The sequence below is a fragment of the Mycobacterium hippophais genome (genome assembly GCF_027529605.1).
Lineage (GTDB): Bacteria > Actinomycetota > Actinomycetes > Mycobacteriales > Mycobacteriaceae > Mycobacterium > Mycobacterium arseniciresistens.
Genome location: NZ_JAPZPY010000006.1, coordinates 33,620 through 51,375 on the forward strand (window position 1 = coordinate 33,620; position 17,756 = coordinate 51,375).

The following is a 17,756-nucleotide window of genomic DNA, read 5'->3' on the forward strand; positions in this document are numbered from 1 at the left end:
TCACCTGACCCGTCGCAGGCGACGCCCGCGGGAGTCGACGGATCCGGCCTCGGCCGGGCCGAGGGGCAGGGCCCGCTTGAGTCGATCCCCGTAGGTGGCGAGCGTCTCCGCGGTCAGCATCTCCTCGTGCGTGCAGTCGACCGAGTGCACGGTGATGTTGCCGGCGACATGAGGGCTCCAGGCCCGCAGTATCTCGGCGCTCCTGTCCTCACCGGATCCCTGTGCACCGAACAGCACCATGTCGCCGCCGAAGACACCCGGTTCGTGCGCGCGGTACGACTCGATGTTCGCGGTCCCGTTCCGGATGATCCGGTCGACGAGCTCCTTGTAGCGGGTGAACACCGCCTCGCCCTGCAGCCGCAGCATCGCTTCGATCTGCTCGTTGCTGACCGAGTCGTCCAGACCCGCGTTGCTGATCTGGTAGAAGCGTGCGAGCTCGTCCCGCACGTGCTTCATGCCGAGAATCTGGTTCGGTGACGCGAGTCGGCCGTCGAGCTCGGGCTGGGCGTCCAGAACGACGAGGCGCGCCACTTCGCAGCCGCGCCGTTCCAGCTCGACGGCCAGTTCGTGTGCCACAACGCCGCCGTAGGACCAGCCGAGCAGGTGGTACGGCCCGTTGGGTTGGAGGTGCTGGATCCTGTCCGCATAGCTTCTCGCCATGTCGGGGATCGACCCGGCGGCGTCGTCGTCTGTCTGCTGGATCCCGACGATCGGGCAGTCGAGGTGCCTGCCGAGGACCTGATAGGGCCAACTCAGCCCGCTCGCGGCATGGACGCAGAACAGCGGAGCGCCACTGCCCTTCTTCAGGGTTTGGATCGGCACGACCTCCTGCGAGGAGTCGGCGCCGGTCTGAAGCTGCTGACGCAGACCCGCCACGGTGGGCGACTCGAACAGGGCCGATATCGATATGTCGGCGTCCAGGCTGCTGTTGACCGCGGCGACGAGGCGCATCGCCGACAGCGAGTCCCCACCGAGTTCGAAGAACGAGTCGTCGACGCCGACGCGCGGCACTCCGAGCACCTGCTCGAAGATCCCGACCAGGACCTCCTCGACGGTATCGGCGGGGGCACGGTACCGCCCCGCGGTGTACTCGGGTGCGGGCAGGGCCCTGGTGTCGAGCTTGCCGTTGACGGTGAGCGGCAACGCGTCGAGCACCACCACTGCCGCAGGCACCATGTACGAGGGCAGCCGTTGCGCCAGCCGCGCCCGGATGCCACCGGGATCCGCTGCGCCGGGGCGTGCTTCGGTGACGTAGCCGATCAGACGGGTGACGCCGGTGCTGCCGTCGCGGGCGACCACAGCCGCCTGGTCCACCCCGTCGAGCGCGGTGAGCGCGGACTGCACGTCGCCGAGTTCGATCCGGTGACCGCGGATCTTGACCTGCTCGTCGGAGCGGCCCACGTAGCGCAGTTGCCCGTCGTCACCCCAGCGCACCAGGTCGCCGGTGCGGTACATCCTCGAGCCCGGCGACCCGAACGGGCAGGCGATGAACCGCGATCCGGTCAGGCCCGGCCGTCGCACATAGCCCTGCGCGACACCGGTGCCCGCGATGTACAGCTCACCGACAACGCCGGCGGGCACCGGCCGCAGCCAGTCGTCGAGCACGAACAATGCCGCCTCGGCGATCGGCGCGCCGATGGGCGCAGGTCCCGATTCCGCCGTCAGCGGCGTGCTCATCGACGCGTAGATGGTGGTCTCGGTCGGGCCGTAGGCGTTGACCATCACCCGGCCCGGCGCCCACCGGTCCACCACCTCCGCCGGACATGCCTCACCGCCGACCAGCAGCGCCGTCGAGCCCAGGCCGCTCGGCGAGAGCATCCCCACCGCCGACGGCGTCTGCGTCAGCACGTTGACCTGCTCGTCGATCAGAAGTGCATGGAACTCCTGCGGCGATGCGGTGACCTCCTCACCGACGACGACCAGCCGGCCACCGCCGAGCAGCGCCCCCCAGATCTCCCAGACGGAGAAGTCGAAAGCGTACGAATGGCATTGCGTCCAGACCTGTCCCGGTGGGAGGCCGGCGTCCAATGAACCCAGCAGCTGGGTGATGTTGCGGTGGGTGATCGCCACGCCCTTGGGGACGCCGGTGGTGCCTGAGGTGTAGATGATCTGGGCGACGTCGTCCGGTGCGGGCATCGGCGCGGCGCCGTGCCAGAAGCCGATGCCCCAGTCGTCGACCGGATCGTTCACGTCGATCACCGCGACATCATGGGCCGCCACCCGCGACCGCAGCTCCGCGGTGGTGATCACCGCAGCCGGGGCGGCGTCGTCGAGCATGAAGCCGATCCGCGCGTCGGGGTGCATCGGATCCATCGGGACGTACGCCGCACCGGATTTGAGCACCGCCACGATCGCGACGACCGCCTCCGCGCACCGGGGCATCAACAACCCGACACACTGTCCGGCGTCGACACCCCGGCCCACCAGCATCCGCGCCAGCCGGTCCGATGCCGCATCAAGTTCGCGATAGGACATCGAGCGCCCGCCCGCCGACACCGCCACGGCGTCCGGCGTCCGTGTCACCTGCGCCGCGAACATCACCGGCACCGAGATTCCGGCTGCCGGCGGGCGGGTGAGTGTCGCGCGGTTGCCGACCTCGTCAAGGCGCGAACGCTCGGTGTCGGCCAGCGCCTCGACCGATGACAACCGCCGCCACGGGTCACCGGCCATCGCGGCGAGCACGCGGCGCAGCCGCTCGAGGATCTCGCCGATCCTGGCGTCGTCGAACACCTCGGCGTCGTACTCGACCCGGAAGCCGATCTCGTTGCCGGGCTGGGCTTCCACCGTCAGCGGGTAGTGGTTGTTCTCGTGGTGGGTGAACTCGCTGATGGACAGCTCGTGTTCGCCCGCCACCGCGCCGGCGTCGACCGGGTAGTTCTCGTAGACGAACAGCGTGTCGAACAGTTGGTCGTGGCCCGTCGCGCGGTGGATGTCGCTGAGCGCCAGGTGTTGGTGGTCGAGCAGGTCGTTGTGCGCGTTCTGCAGTTGGTCGAGCAGATCGGCGACGGTGGTGGCCGGCGTGATCCTCGCCCGCACCGGCACGGTGTTGATCATCAGACCCACCATGGACTCCGCGCCCGCCACTTCCGACCGGCCGGATGCCGTGGTGCCGAACGCGACGTCGTGCCGGCCGGTCAGTGAGGTCAAGAGCATCGCCCAGGCCGCCTGCAGCACGGTGTTCACCGTGGTGTGGCAGGAGCGGGCCAGCTCGCCGAGCGCATCGGTGATCTGCTCCGACACCCGGTACGACCTCACCCCGCGCGGGCCGGCATGGGTCTGTGGAGCGACCAGCGTCGGAGTGGCGAAGCCGTCGAGCGCGTCGCGCCATGCCGCGCGGGCGGCCTCGACGTCGCGATCGGCGAGCCAGGTCACGAAGCGGCGGTACGGCGGCGCGGCGGGCAACCGGTGTCCGTGATAGCCGGCGAATATCTCCCCGAGCAGGATCGGCAGCGACCACCCGTCGACCACGATGTGGTGGAAGGTCAGGACCAGCCGGTGCCGGTTCCCCGGCGTGCCGATCAGCGCCGCCCGGACCGCGGGCCGGTGGGCCAGGTCGCACACCTTGGTCCGCTCGTCGGCACACAGCTGTGCGATCTCCGGCTCCGGATCGCGGTCGTCGCCCCGCAGATCGAGGTACCGCCACGCCATCACGGGGTCGGCGGGGATGATCTGCACCGGTTCGTCGAACTCGTCACAGAAGCGGGCGGCCAGGTGCGGATGCCTGTCGACGACGGCGTGCACGGCATCGCTCAACCGCTCGGGATCGAGCGGGCCGGCGATGGTGAAATCAAGTTGCAGCGCATAGATGTCGTCGTCGGGGCGCGCGGTGGCGGCGTGGAAGAGCAGGCCCCGCTGCAGCGGTGTCAGCGGCAGGATGTCGGCGGCCCCGTAGTGCTGCTGCACGAGGTCGATCTGTTGCTGGTCCAGTTGGGCCGGGACGATGTCGGACGGCGTCAGGCCGCCGCCGCCGGAGCTCACGTGCGCGCAGATCCCGGCCAGCGCCTCGAACCAGAGCCGGCTCAGCCGGCTGACCTGGCCGTGGTCCAGCGCCGACGGCGCCCACGTCCAGGAGGCCTGCAGGCGCGGCCCGCCGTCGGTGTCCATGGTGACCGCGTTCAGTTCCAGCGTGTGCGGCAACGGCATCGGCACCGCCGCGGCCGCCCCGGTGAGCGAAAGCCCCTCCTCGGAGATTCGCCACAGGTCGTCGGAGAGGTCACCGCCCGACACGCCGATTCGGCCCAGGTAATTGAAGCCGACGGTGGGGTCGGCCGCGTTCAGACCGGCCTCCGGATTCAGGTAACGCAACAGCCCGTAGGTGAGGACGTCGGGAAGGGCGCGGAGTTGTTCCTTGACGGCCTTGACCGTCGCCCCCAGCGCAGCGTCGCCGGCGCTCACCTGCGTCCACGACAACCCGCCCGGCGTGAGCGCCACGGGGTACTTGGTGGTGAACCACCCGACCGTGCGCGACAGGTCGACGTCGTCGGCGAGTTCCTCTGCACGCCCGTGTCCTTCGACGTCGACGGCGACCGTGGCCGAGCCGGTGCCCAGCAGTTCGGAGACCGCGAGACCGAACGCGATCAGCAGGATGTCCTGTACTCCGGCGTGGAACGCCGCGGGTACGTCACCGAGGAGACCGCGGGTGGTGTCGGCGTCCAGCGCCGCCGAGAGGTGCCCGGCGGTGGCGAAGGTGTCGCGCTCGGGCTGCACGGCGGGCAGCATGGCCGGGGTCTCGGCGATCCGCCGCCATGAGGCGGCGTGGCCCGCCACCTCCGCGGTGCGGGCGTGCTCGACCAGCAGCCGGGACCAGCGCAGGAACGACGTCCCGCCGGTCGGCAGTTCCACCGGTCGGCCACCGCGGTGCTGCGCCCACGCGATGTTGAGGTCTTCCAGCAGGATCCGCCAGGACACCCCGTCGATGGCCAGGTGATGCACGATCAGCGCGAGCCGGCCGGTGGACGTCGCCCACAGCGCGCTGAGCATCGTCCCGGCGGCCGGGTTCAGCCGGGCCCGCACCGCGGTCATCGCGTCGTCGGTGAGTTGGTCGACGGTGTGCAGGCAGCTTCGCGCGTCGACCGATCCTGGATCGGGCACGTAGATCGTCCAGACGCCGGAGTCGCCGTCGGCGGCGCGCAGGCGCAGGGTGGCGTGCCGGTCCAGCAGAGCCTGGAGCACCACCACGACGTCGTCCTCGGTGACTCCGGCGGGAGCCTGCAGCACCATCGTCTGGTTGAACTCGTCGACCGGGCCGTGCACGCTGTTCAGCCAGCGCATGATCGGCGTGGGCACCACCGGTCCGACGCCCTCGTCGACCTCGACGGCCGAGCCGTCGGCCTGCGTGACCACCCGGGCCAGCCTCGCCACCGTCTGTTCGACGAAGACGTCGCGCGGCCGGCACAGTATTCCGGCCGCCCGCGCCCTCGCGACCACCTGCATCGACAGGATGCTGTCGCCGCCGAGTTCGAAGAACGAGTCGTCGACGCCCACCCGCTCGACGCCCAGTACCTGCGCGTAGATGCCCGAGAGGATCTCCTCGACCTCGTCGGCCGGGGCGCGGTATTCCTCGACGGTGTACTGCGGTGCGGGCAGGGCACGGGCATCGAGTTTTCCGTTGACCGTCAGCGGCAGCGTGTCGATCGCCACCACCGCCGCGGGCACCATGTAGGCGGGCAGCACCTGCATCAGCTGGTTCCGCGCCTCCGCGACATCTACTGTGCCGGGGATGGACTCGATGACATAGCCGACGAGGCGCCGGTCGCCCGGGCGGTCCTCGCGCACGGTCACCACCGCCTGCTCGACACCGGGCAGTCCGGCGAGTGCGGTCTGGATCTCCCCCAGCTCGATGCGGTATCCGCGGATCTTCACCTGCTCGTCGGCGCGACCCAGGTACTGCAGTTGCCCGTCGGCGTCCCACCGGGCGAGATCACCGGTGCGGTACATCCGCGTCCCAGGCGCTCCGAAAGGGCATGCCAGGAAACGCGATCCGGTCAGGCCGGGTCTCCGCCAGTAGCCGGCGGCCACACCGGCGCCGGCCACGTACAGCTCGCCGACGACGCCCGCGGACACCGGCCGCAGCCACCTGTCGAGAACGAACAACGCGCCGCCGGACACCGGTGAGCCGATCGGCACCACCCCGGTCCCCGCGACAAGCGGCCGGCTCATCGCGGCGTAGATCGTGGCCTCGGTCGGCCCGTAGGCGTTGAGCATCACCCGCCCCGGGGCCCACCGCTCCACCACCTCCGTCGGGCAGGCCTCGCCGGCGACCACCAGCGCGGTCGACTCCAGACCGTCCGGCGTCAGCATCCCGACGGCCGAGGGGGTCTGGTGCAGGACGCTGACCTTCTCGCCGACCAGCAGCTGGTGCAGATCGTCGGGTGCGGCCACCATCTCCTCCGGAACCACCACCAGCCTGCCGCCGTGCAGCAACGCACCCCAGATCTCCCACACCGAGACGTCGAAGACCAGCGAGTGCCACTGCGACCACACCTGCCCCGGTCCGGTGGGCAGGTCGGCGTGCAGCGTGGCCAGTAGCCGGGTCAGGTTGCGATGCGTCACCGCAACACCTTTGGGGACGCCGGTGGTGCCCGAGGTGTAGATCAGGTAGGCCAGGTCGTCGGGGCCGGCGGCACGGGCACAGCCCGGCGAACCGGTCGCCGCCGGAGCGGGACCGGCGACGTCGACGACGGCGATTCCCGAGCCCTCCAGCCGGTCCCGCAGGTCCGCCGTCGTCACCGCGGCGACGGGTTCGGCGTCGGTGAGCATGAACTGCAGTCGCGCCGCAGGCAGCGCAGGGTCGATCGGCAGATACGCCGCGCCCGTTCTGAACACCGCCAGGATCGCCATGATCGCGTCCGCGGAGCGCGGCAACAGCAGCGCCACGCACCGTCCGGGTCCCGCGCCCTCGGCGGCCAGCACCGACGCCAGCCGGTTCGCGGCGTCGTCCAGTTCGCGGTACGTCATGCTGCGGCCGGCGCCGCTCAGCGCGACGGCATCCGGTGTCCGGGCCGCCTGTTCGGCGAAGAGTTCCGGCACCGGTACCGGTGAGGCCACCTGCTCGGTCAACACCGCGCGGTGACCCCAGTCGTCGAGGCGTCGGCGTTCGCCCTCGTCCAGCACGTCGGCCGACGACACCCTGCGGGTGAGGTCGACGGTCATCGCCTCGAGCACCCGCCGCAACCGGGCCACGAGGGTCTCGATGCTCCGCGCGTCGAACACGTCGGTCCGGAACTCCACGTTCCCGCCGATTCCGGCGTGGGCGCCGTCCTCGGTCCAACGTTCGGTCAGCGAGAACACCAGATCCATGCGCGCGGTGCGGGTTTCCGCGGGCAGCGGCCTCGCCTCCAGGTCCCCGAGCGCCAGCCCGGCACCCGGGTCGCCCGCGAAGTTCTGCCATGCCAGCATCACCTGCACCAGCGGATGGTGAGACATGCTGCGCGCGGGGTTGAGCCGCTCGACCAGCACCTCGAACGGAACGTCCTGGTTCTCGTAGGCGGCCAGACTTCGGCGGCGCACCTGTGCCAGCACCTCGGCGAACGTCAGGTCGTCGGTGAGGTCGACGCGCAGCACCAGGGTGTTGACGAAAAAACCGACCAGGTCGTCGAGGGCGGAATCGCGGCGCCCGGCGATCGGGAAGCCCACCGCGACATCGGGACTGGCGCTCAGCCTCGAGCAGAGCACCGCCAGCGCGGCCTGCATCACCATGAACGTGGTGGCCTTGTTGTCCCGGGCCACCCTGGCGACCGCGTGCTGCAGCTCGGCCGGCCAGTCCACCGGGACGGCTGCGCCGCGGTGGTCCGCCACCTGGGGGTAGGGCCGGTCGGTGGGCAACTGCAGGCGCTCGGGCATGCCGGCCAGTGCCTGCTGCCAGTAGGCCAGTTGCGCGGCGATCGAGCTCTCGCTGTCGTCGAGGTCGCCGAACTGCTCGCGCTGCCACAGTGTGTAATCCGGGTACTGCACCGGGAGTTCGCCCCACTCGGGGCGCCGCCCGGCGCACCGCGCGGCATACGCCTCACCCAGATCGCGCACCAGCGGGGTGATCGACCAACCGTCAGCCGCGATGTGGTGCACCACGGCGACCAGCAGGTGCTCGTCGCTGTCGACGTGGAACAGCTTCGCGCGCAGCGGTATCTCGGTGGCCAGGTCGAAGCTGTGGCAGACGGTCTCCGCGACGGCGGAATCGAGCCTGTCCCGGGACCAGGTGGCGGTGTCGACGACCTCCCAGCCGAAGTCGGCCCAGCGGGCCGGCAGCACGAGCTGCTGGGGCACTCCGTCGGGCGCGGCGATCAGGGTGCGCAGGCTCTCGTGACGGCCCACCACGTCCGTCAGCGCCGCTGCCAGCGCCTCGGTGTCGACGCGCCCGTGCAGTCGCAGCGCCACCGGCATGTTGTACATCGGCGAGGGGCCCTGCAGCTGGTCGATGAACCAGAGCCGGTTCTGGGCGAACGACAACGGCAGCACGTCGGGCCTCTCGACGCGGACCAGCGGCTTGCGCCCTGCGGCCTGTCCGTCGAGTCGGGACACCAGCTGCGCCACCGTCGGCGCGTCGAACACCGTGCGCACCGAGAGTTCGGACCGCAGGGTGTCGTTGACCGCGGAGATCAGCCGCATCGCCGAGACCGAGTCGCCGCCGAGATCGAAGAAGGAGTCGTCGACGCCCACCCGGTCGAGGTCGAGAACCTGTGCGTAGATGCCCGCCAGGATCTCCTCGGTCGGGTTGCCGGGGGCGCGGTAGCGGTCGCCGTCGCGGTACTCCGGCGCCGGCAGCGCGCGGGTGTCGAGCTTGCCGTTCACGGTGACCGGCAGCGCGTCGACGACGACGACCGCGGCGGGCACCATGTACCCGGGCAGCCGCTCGGCCAACTTCGCGCGGGTCTGGGCCGTGTCGATCGACCCGGTGGCGTAGCCGACGAGGCGCTTCTCGCCCGGGCTGTCCTCGCGGGCGATGACGACCGCCTGCTGGACGCCGTCGAGTTCGGCAAGGGCAGCCTGGATCTCACCGAGTTCGATGCGATAGCCGCGAATCTTGACCTGGTCGTCGGCGCGCCCGATGTATCGCAGCTGTCCGTCGGGGCCCCAGCGGACCAGGTCCCCGGTGCGGTACATCCGATCCCCGGCCGCGCCGAACGGGCAGGGCAGGAATCGCGAAGCCGTGAGCCCCGCGCGATTCACGTAGCCCATTCCCACGCCTCGCCCGGCGACGTACAGCTCGCCGACGACGCCATCGGGAGCCGGTCGCAGCCACTGGTCGAGAACGAACAACGCCGCCCCGTGCACCGGGGCACCGATCGGTGGCGCCTCGTGCCCCGGGGCCAGCGGAGTGCTCCTGGACACCCACATGGTGGTCTCGGTGGGGCCGTAGACGTTGACCATCACCCGGCCCGGCGACCATCTCGTCACGGTCTCCACCGGGCATGCCTCCGCGCCGACCACCAGGCTCGACACATGTCCGAGGTCCTGCGGGTCCAGGCCGCGCACCGCCGACGGCGTCTGGGTCAACACCGTGACCTGTTCCGCGCTCAGCAGCTGATGGAAGTCCTCGGGTGAGCGCGTCACCGCATCGGGCACCACGACCAGTCGGCCACCGTGCAGCAGCGCACCCCAGATCTCCCACACCGAGAAGTCGAAGGCGTAGGAGTGGAACTGCGTCCACACCTGGTCGGCTGACAGCTCGAAACCCACATCGAGGGCGTCGAACAGCTGCACCACGTTGTGGTGGCTCACCGCAACGCCTTTGGGCATGCCGGTGGTGCCCGAGGTGTAGATCACGTGGGCGATGTCCTCGGGCGACGGACCCGGCAGCGCACTGCTGGGGCGGGTGGCGATGCGGGGGTCGTCCACCCAGATCACCGGCAGGTCACCGGTGAACGTGTCGGCCAGGTCTGCGGTGGTGATCGCCGCGACCGGCCGGGCGTCGTCGATCATGAACGCGACCCGCGCCGCCGGATGGGCGGGGTCTATCGGCACGTAGGCCGCCCCGGATTTCAGCACCGCGAGGATCGCGGTGATCGCGTCCGCCGACCGCGGCAGCAGCAGCGCCACATACCCGCCGGGGCCCGCCCCGAACTCGACCAGCATGTGCGCCAACCGGTTCGACGCCTCGTCGAGCTCACGGTAGGTCATCGACCGCGCACCACACGAGACCGCCACCGCGTCCGGCGTCTTCGCCGCCTGGGAGCAGAACACCGCCGGAATCGTCACCGGCGTGCAGGACTCCGTCAGCACCGAACGGTGGCCGACCGCGTCGAGGTGCGCGTGCTCGGCGTCGTCCAGCACGTCGATCTTCGTCGGCCGCAGGGCCGGATCGGCGGTCATCGCCTCCAGCACCCGGCGGAACCGGTCGACGATGCCCGCGATGCCCGCCGCATCGAAGACCGCGGTGTCGAACTCGACCCGCAGGCCCAGTTCGTCGCCGGGCAGCGCCACCACCGAGAGCGGATAGTGGTTGTGCTCGTGGCTGGCCACCTCGGTGACCGCCAGGTCGTGTGCGCCGGACAGCGCCGTGGCGTCGACGGGATAGTTCTCGTAGACGAACAGCGTGTCGAACAACTGGTCGTGGCCGGTGATCCGGTGGATGTCGGTCAACGGCAGATGCTGGTGCTCGAGGGTGTCGGTGTGGGCGCCCTGCAGTTGACCGAGGAGGTCGGCGATCGTGGTCGTCGCGGAGATGGTGGCGCGCACCGGCACCGTGTTGATCAGCAGGCCGACCATCGACTCGGCGCCGGCGAGGTCTGCGGGCCGGCCCGAGACGGCGACGCCGAACGCGACGTCGTTCTGACCGGTCAACCACATCAGCATTTGCGCCCACGCCGCCTGCAGCACCGTGCTGGCGGTGGTGCGGCAGGTGCGGGCCAGCTCGCCGACGGCGTGCGTGTCGGCGGCGGACAGCTGGAACCTTTCGACCGAGCGGGCACTGCGCGCCGTTCTGATCCCGGAACCGACCAGTGTCGGGGTGTCGAACCCGTCGAGCACCTCATGCCAGGCGGCGCGTGCGCCCTCGACGTCACGCCCGGCCAGCCAGGTCATGAAGCGGCGGTAGGGCACCGCAGGCGGCAGCGGCTGCCCGTAATAGCCGGCGAAGATCTCCTGCAGCAGGATCGGCAGCGACCAGCCGTCGAGCAGGATGTGGTGGTTGGTGAGCACGAATCGGTGCTCGTCGTGCGCGGTGCGCACCAGGGCGGCGCGGAAGGCCGGCTCGTCGCCGGGGTCGACCACCGCGGCGCGTTCGGCGGCGAGGAGCCGGTGCATCCGGCCGTCGTCGCTGTCGGCGGCGGCGAGCTCGACGTAGCGCCAGGCGGCGCGAGGCTCGGCAGGCAGTATCTGCACCGGCTCGTCGAACTCGCGGCAGAACGTGGCGACCAGGTGGGGATGGCGCCCGACGAGCGCCTGGACCGCGGCGTGCAGGCGGTGCCTGTCGAGTGGCCCGCGCAGGCCGATGTCGAGTTGCACCGCGTACAGGTCGTCGTCCTGCGCCGCGCCTGCGTGGAACAGCAGTCCGCGCTGCAGGGGGGTGAGCGGCAGGATGTCGGCGATGTCGTGCCGCTGCTGCAGTTCGTCGATCTGCTGCCGGCTCAGGCGCGCGGGTGCGATGTCGGACGGTGTCAGACCGCCGCCACCGGACCGCACGTGTGCGCAGATGCCTGCCAGGGCCTCCGACCACAGTCGGCTCAGCCGGTCGACCTGGTCGTGATCGAGGACCGACGGCGCCCACGTCCAGGTCGCCTGCAGGCGCGGGCCTGCGTCACCGTCGACGGTCGCGGCGTCCAGCGACAGGGTGTGCGCCAGCGACATGGGCACCGCCGCAGCGGCGTCCGTCGGGATCTCCTGGTCGACCCGCCACAGGTCCTCGGAGAGCCCCGCCGCGCCGGCGCCGAGGCGGCCCAGATAGTTGAACCCGATCGTCGGGTCCGCACCGGGCAGGTCGACGTCCGGGTTGAGGTAGCGCAGCAGGCCGTAGGTGAGGCCGTCCGGTAGGGCGCGGAGCTGTTCCTTCGCGTTCTTGACGACAGCGCCCAGCGCGGCGTGGCCGCCGGTGACCTGCGCCCACGTCACGTCGCCGACCGCGAGTGCCACCGGGTGCTTGGTGGTGAACCAACCCACCGTGCGGGACAGGTCGACGTCATCGCCGAGTTCCTCCGCACGGCCGTGGCCCTCGACGTCGATGGTGACCGGGGCGTCGCCGGCGCCCGCGAACCTGGCCACCGCCAGCGCCAGGGCGATCAACAGGATGTCCTGCGCGCCGGCGTGGAACGCCGCGGGCACGTCACCCAGCAGCATCCGGGTGGTCTCGGCGTCCAGCGACGTGGACAAGCGGCCTGCGGTCTCGTAGGTGTCAGTCGCGGGTCGGAGCGCAGGCAGCACCGCGGGGGTGGCCCCCACCTGCCGCCACGCCTGCGCCTGCGCCGCGGCCTGCGGGCTGTGCGCGTACTCGGTGAGCAGCTTCGACCACCGGACGAACGACGTCCCGCCCCCGGGCAGGGCCACGGATTGGCCGGCGCGGTGCTGCGCCCAGGCGATGTTGATGTCTTCCAGCAGGATTCGCCACGACACGGCGTCGACGGCGAGATGATGGATCACCAGCGCGAGCCGGCCTGTCCCGGGCACCCACAGCGCGCTGAGCATCGCACCGGCCGCCGGGTTCAACCGCGACCGCGCGTCGACCAGGGCCTCGTCGGACAGCCGCTCGACCACGTGCACACACCGGCCGGCGTCGACCGCACGCGGCTCGGGGACGTCGAGTGACCATCCGCCTGCGCCGTCGTCGTGGACGGACAGCCGCAGCGCGCCGTGCCGGTCGAGCAGCGCCTGCAGCACCACGTCGACGTCGGCACGGGTGACCTCTGCCGGGGCCTGAACGACCACGGTCTGGTTGAACTCGTTCACCGGACCCTCGACGGAGTTGAGCCACGCCATGATCGGGGTGGGCGCCGCCGTGCCGACACCGTCGTCGGGCGGGCGGATGTCCGCCGTGGCGATCGTGGCGACCCGCGCGAGCCGGGCCACCGTCTGCTCGACGAAGATGTCGCGCGGCCGGCAGGTGACACCCGCCGCGCGGGCCCGCGCGACCACCTGCATCGACAGGATGCTGTCCCCGCCCAGGTCGAAGAACGAGTCGTCCACGCCGACGCGGTCCAGGCCGAGTGTCTGTGCGTAGATGCCCGCGAGCAGTTCCTCGACGCTGTCGGTGGGTGCGCGGTATTGGCCGGCGTCGAGGTACTCCGGTGCGGGCAGCGCCTTGGTGTCGAGCTTTCCGTTGACGGTCAGCGGAAGTGCGTCGAGCGCCACCACCGCGACGGGCACCATGTAGGCGGGCAGCCTCTCGGCCACCGCCGCACGCGCGGCGGCGGGATCGGCCTCACCGGTGACATACCCGACGAGGCGCCTGTCGCCCGGACGGTCCTCGCGGGCGACCACGGCCGCCTGCTCGACGCCGTCCACCGCGGCGAGCACGGCCTGCACCTCGCCGAGTTCGATGCGGTAGCCGCGGATCTTCACCTGTTCGTCGGCGCGGCCCAGGTACAGCAGCTGACCGTCGGAACGCCAGCACACCAGGTCGCCGGTGCGGTACATCCTCAGTCCGGGACCGTCTCCGGTCCCGCCGAACGGGCAGGCGACGAATCGCGACGCGGTCAGGCCGGAGCGACGGCGATAGCCCTGTGCCACACCGGCACCCGCGACGTACAGTTCGCCCGCGACGCCGGTGGGCACCGGCCGCAGCCACTCGTCGAGCACGAACAGTGCCGCTCCTGGAACCGGCGAGCCGATCGGCACCCCGGATCCCGGCACGAGTGGCGCGCTGATCGCCACGCACATCGTCGTCTCGGTCGGACCGTAGGCGTTGAGCATCACCCGCCCGGGCGCCCACTGCTCCACCACGTCGGGTGGGCAGGCCTCCCCGACCACGATCAGCGCCGCGGACTCCAGACCGGCACGCGGCAGGGCCGTCACGGCGGACGGCGTCTGGGTCAGGACGTCGACACCTTCGCCGACCAGCAGGGCATGCAGATCCTCCGGCGACGTCGCCACCTCCTCGGGGACGACGACCACCCGCCCGCCACGGAGCAGGGCGCCGAAGATCTCCCACACCGACACGTCGAACGCCAGCGAGTGGGCCAGCGGCCACACCCCGGCGGACGGGAGGCCGGCATCGAGCGTTTCCAGCAGCTGGGTCACGTTGTGGTGCGTGACCGCAACACCTTTGGGCACCCCGGTGGTGCCGGAGGTGTAGATCAGGTAGGCGACGTCTTCGGGTGCGGGCCCGGGCATCGCGTCCGCCGAACCCAGCCCGGTCACGGGGGTGTGCACGTCGACGATCGGCAGACCGCACCCGTCGAGCCGCGACCGCAGGCCCGCGGTGCTGACCACCGCGACCGGTGCGGCGTCGGCGATCATGAAGTCGCACCGGCCGGCAGGCACCGCGGCGTCGATCGGCAGGTACGCCGCGCCGGTCTTCAGCACCGCCATGATCGCCACGACCGCCTCGGCCGAACGGTCGAACAGCAGCGCCACACACTCCCCCGGCCGCGCCCCGTGTTCGATCAGCTTGTGCGCCAGCGTGACTGCGGCATCGTCGAGTTCCCAGTAGGTCAGCGTCCGCGCGCCTGCACTGATCGCGACCGCCTCGGGCGACCGAAGTACGTGTTCGGCGAACAACGCCGGGATCGTGACCGGCCTCGGCGCGGGGCGCGTCAGCGCCGCCCGGTTGCCGAACTCGTCGATCCGGGCGTGCTCACCGGCGTCCAGCACGTCGATCGCCGACAACGGCGCCGCCGGGTCGCCGGTCATCGCCGTCAGCACCCGCTGCAGCCGGTCGACGAGTGAGGCGATGGTGCCTGCGTCGAACACGTCGGTGCGGAACTCGACCGTTCCGCCGATCCCCGCCGCTTCACCGCCGTCGGCGAAGTGTTCCGACATCGACAGCGTGAGATCCATTCGGGCGCTGTGGGCGGACGTCGGCACCTCGGACACCTGCAGGTCGCCCAGCGTCAGCCCGCCGGCTTCGTCGTCGGTGCTCCCCGGCGCGTTCTGCCAGGCCAGTGCCACCTGGACCAACGGGTGATGACTCAGGGACCTGGCGGGGTTCAGCCGCTCGACGAGCACCTCGAAGGGCACGTCCTGGTTCTCATAGGCGGCCAGGCTGCGACGACGGACCTGGTGCAGCACCTCGGCGGCGGTGGGGTCGCCGGAGAGATCGACGCGCAGCACCAGGGTGTTGACGAAGAACCCGATCAGCTCGTCGAGTGCGGGGTCCCGCCGCCCCGCGATGGGGAAGCCGACCGCGACGTCGGTGCCTGCGCTCAGCCGCGACAGCAGCACGGCCAGGGCCGCCTGCACCACCATGAAGCTGGTCGCATTGTGGGCGCGTGCGACGTCGCGCACCGCCGCGTGCAGATCGGCCGGCCACTCCAGTGCCACGGTGGCGCCGCGCTGATCGGCGACCGACGGGTACGGCCGGTCCGTGGGCAGGTGCAGGCGTTCGGGCATCCCGGCCAGCGCTTCCTGCCAGTAGGCCAGCTGACCGGCGATCCGGCTGTCGCCGTCGTCGAGGTCGCCGAACTGCGTGCGCTGCCACAGGGTGTAGTCGACGTATTGCACCGGCAGCCGTGACCAGCCGGGTGCGTGTCCCGCGCAGCGGCTCTCGTAGGCCTCGCCCAGATCGCGGACCAGCGGGACGATCGACCATCCGTCGGCGGCGATGTGGTGCAGCACGCCCACCAGCAGGTGCTCGTCGTCGCCGATGCGGAACAGCCGGGCGAACAGCGGGATGTCGGTCTCGAGGTCGAAGCTGCGACTCGCGGTGCCGGCGACCGCCTCCTGCAGCCGGGCCGGAGACCAGGTGCTCGCGTCGATGACGTCCCACCCGAAGTCGGCGTGCCCGGGCGGCAGCACGACCTGTCGGGGGACTCCGTCGGGCGCCGTGATCCGGGTGCGCAGGCTCTCGTGCCGGTCGACCACGTCGGCCAGTGCTGCGCGCAGCGCGCCGGCGTCGAGGCGTCCACGCAGGCGCAGCACCAGCGGCATGTTGTAGACCGGTGAGGGTCCCTGCAACTGGTGGAGGAACCACAGCCGGGACTGCGCGAACGACAGCGGTATCACCGCCGGTCGGTCACCGGCCACCAGGGGATCGAGTCCCTTCCCGCCGACGGCGATCCGCGGCGCCAGTTGCGCCACCGTCGGCGCCTCGAACAGCGCAACGACCGGAAGGTCGGCGCCCACGCCGGCATTCACCGCCGCGACCAGCCGCATCGCCGAGAGCGAGTCACCACCGAGGTCGAAGAACGAGTCGTCGACGCCGACCCGCTCGAGGCCCAGGATCTGCGCGTAGATCCCGGCCAGGATCTCCTCGACCGCGTCGGCGGGCGCACGGTACTGGTCGGCGGTGTACTCCGGAGCGGGCAGGGCGCGGGTGTCGAGCTTGCCGTTGACGGTGAGCGGCAACGCCTCGAGGACGACGATCGCAGCGGGGACCATGTAGCCGGGCAACCGCTCCGCCAGCGCAGCCCGCACGCGGGCGGGGTCGATTGCCCCGGAACGGGATTCGGTGACATAGCCGACGAGGCGTTTGTCCCCGGGGCGGTCCTCCCGTGCGATGACCGCGGCCAGCTCCACCCCGTCCTGACCGGCGAGCGCGGTCTGGATCTCCCCGAGTTCGATGCGGTAGCCGCGGATCTTGACCTGCTCGTCGGCGCGGCCGAAGTACCGCAGCTGGCCGTCGGCACCCCAGCACGCCAGATCCCCGGTTCGGTACATGCGCATGCCCGGCGCACCGAACGGGCACGCCGGGAACCGCGATGCCGTCAGTTCGGATCTGCCGAGATAACCGGCGCCGACGCCTGCACCGGCGACGTACAGTTCGCCGACCACGCCGGCCGGCACCGGTCGCAGCCACTCGTCGAGCACGAACAGTGCGGCGCCGGGGACGGGCGAACCGACCGGCACCACACCGGATCCCGGGTGCAGGGGCGCGCTGATCGCCACGCACATCGTGGTCTCCGTCGGCCCGTAGGCGTTGATCATCACCCGCTCCGGCGACCACCGGTCCACCACGTCGGCCGGGCAGGCCTCACCGACGACCACCAGCGCCGCCGATTCCAGACCCTGCTGCGGCAGGGCGGCCACCGCCGATGGCGTCTGGGTCAGCACACTCACACCCTCGGCGAGCAAGAGCGCGTGGAAGTCGTCCGGTGCGGCCACCACCGCCTCGGGCACCACGACCAGCCGGCCACCGCGCAGCAGCGCACCGAAGATCTCCCACACGGACACGTCGAAGGCCAGGGAGTGACACAGCGGCCACACTCCGGCGCGCGGCAGCCCGGCGTCCAGCGACGCCAGCAGCTGCGTGACGTTGCGGTGGGTGATCGCCACGCCCTTGGGCACGCCGGTGGTGCCCGAGGTGTAGATGAGGTACGCGATGTCGTTCGGGGTGGCGCCGGGGGCCTGCGGCGCCGCGGCGGGCCGATCGCCCAGGGACGCGTCCTCGACGAGGACGACCAGGGCGTCGCATCCCTCGAGCCGGGACCGCAGATCGTGGGTGGTGATCACCGCGACCGGCGCGGCGTCGGCGATCACGAAGTCCACCCGCGCCGCAGGCACCGCCGGGTCGATCGGCACGTAGGCCGCCCCGGTCTTGAGCACCGCGAGGATGGCCACCACCGCTTCGGCACGGCGCGGCAACAGCAGCGCCACATACCGCCCTGGCCCGGCGCCACCCGCGCCGAGCAGGTGCGCCAGCCGGTTCGACGCCTCGTCGAGCTCCCGGTACG

At 71.2% G+C, this 17,756-nt stretch carries 1 protein-coding gene (cut by a window edge); it reads right to left on the reverse strand.

What is annotated here, in order from left to right:
• On the reverse strand, positions 1 to 17,756 hold the 3' portion of the coding sequence (locus O6P37_RS14700; protein WP_269894781.1) for a non-ribosomal peptide synthase/polyketide synthase. Its footprint extends 13,468 nt past the window's final position; 17,756 of the gene's 31,224 nt are visible here — the last part of the coding sequence; its start codon lies off the right edge, out of view; the stop codon is at positions 1 to 3.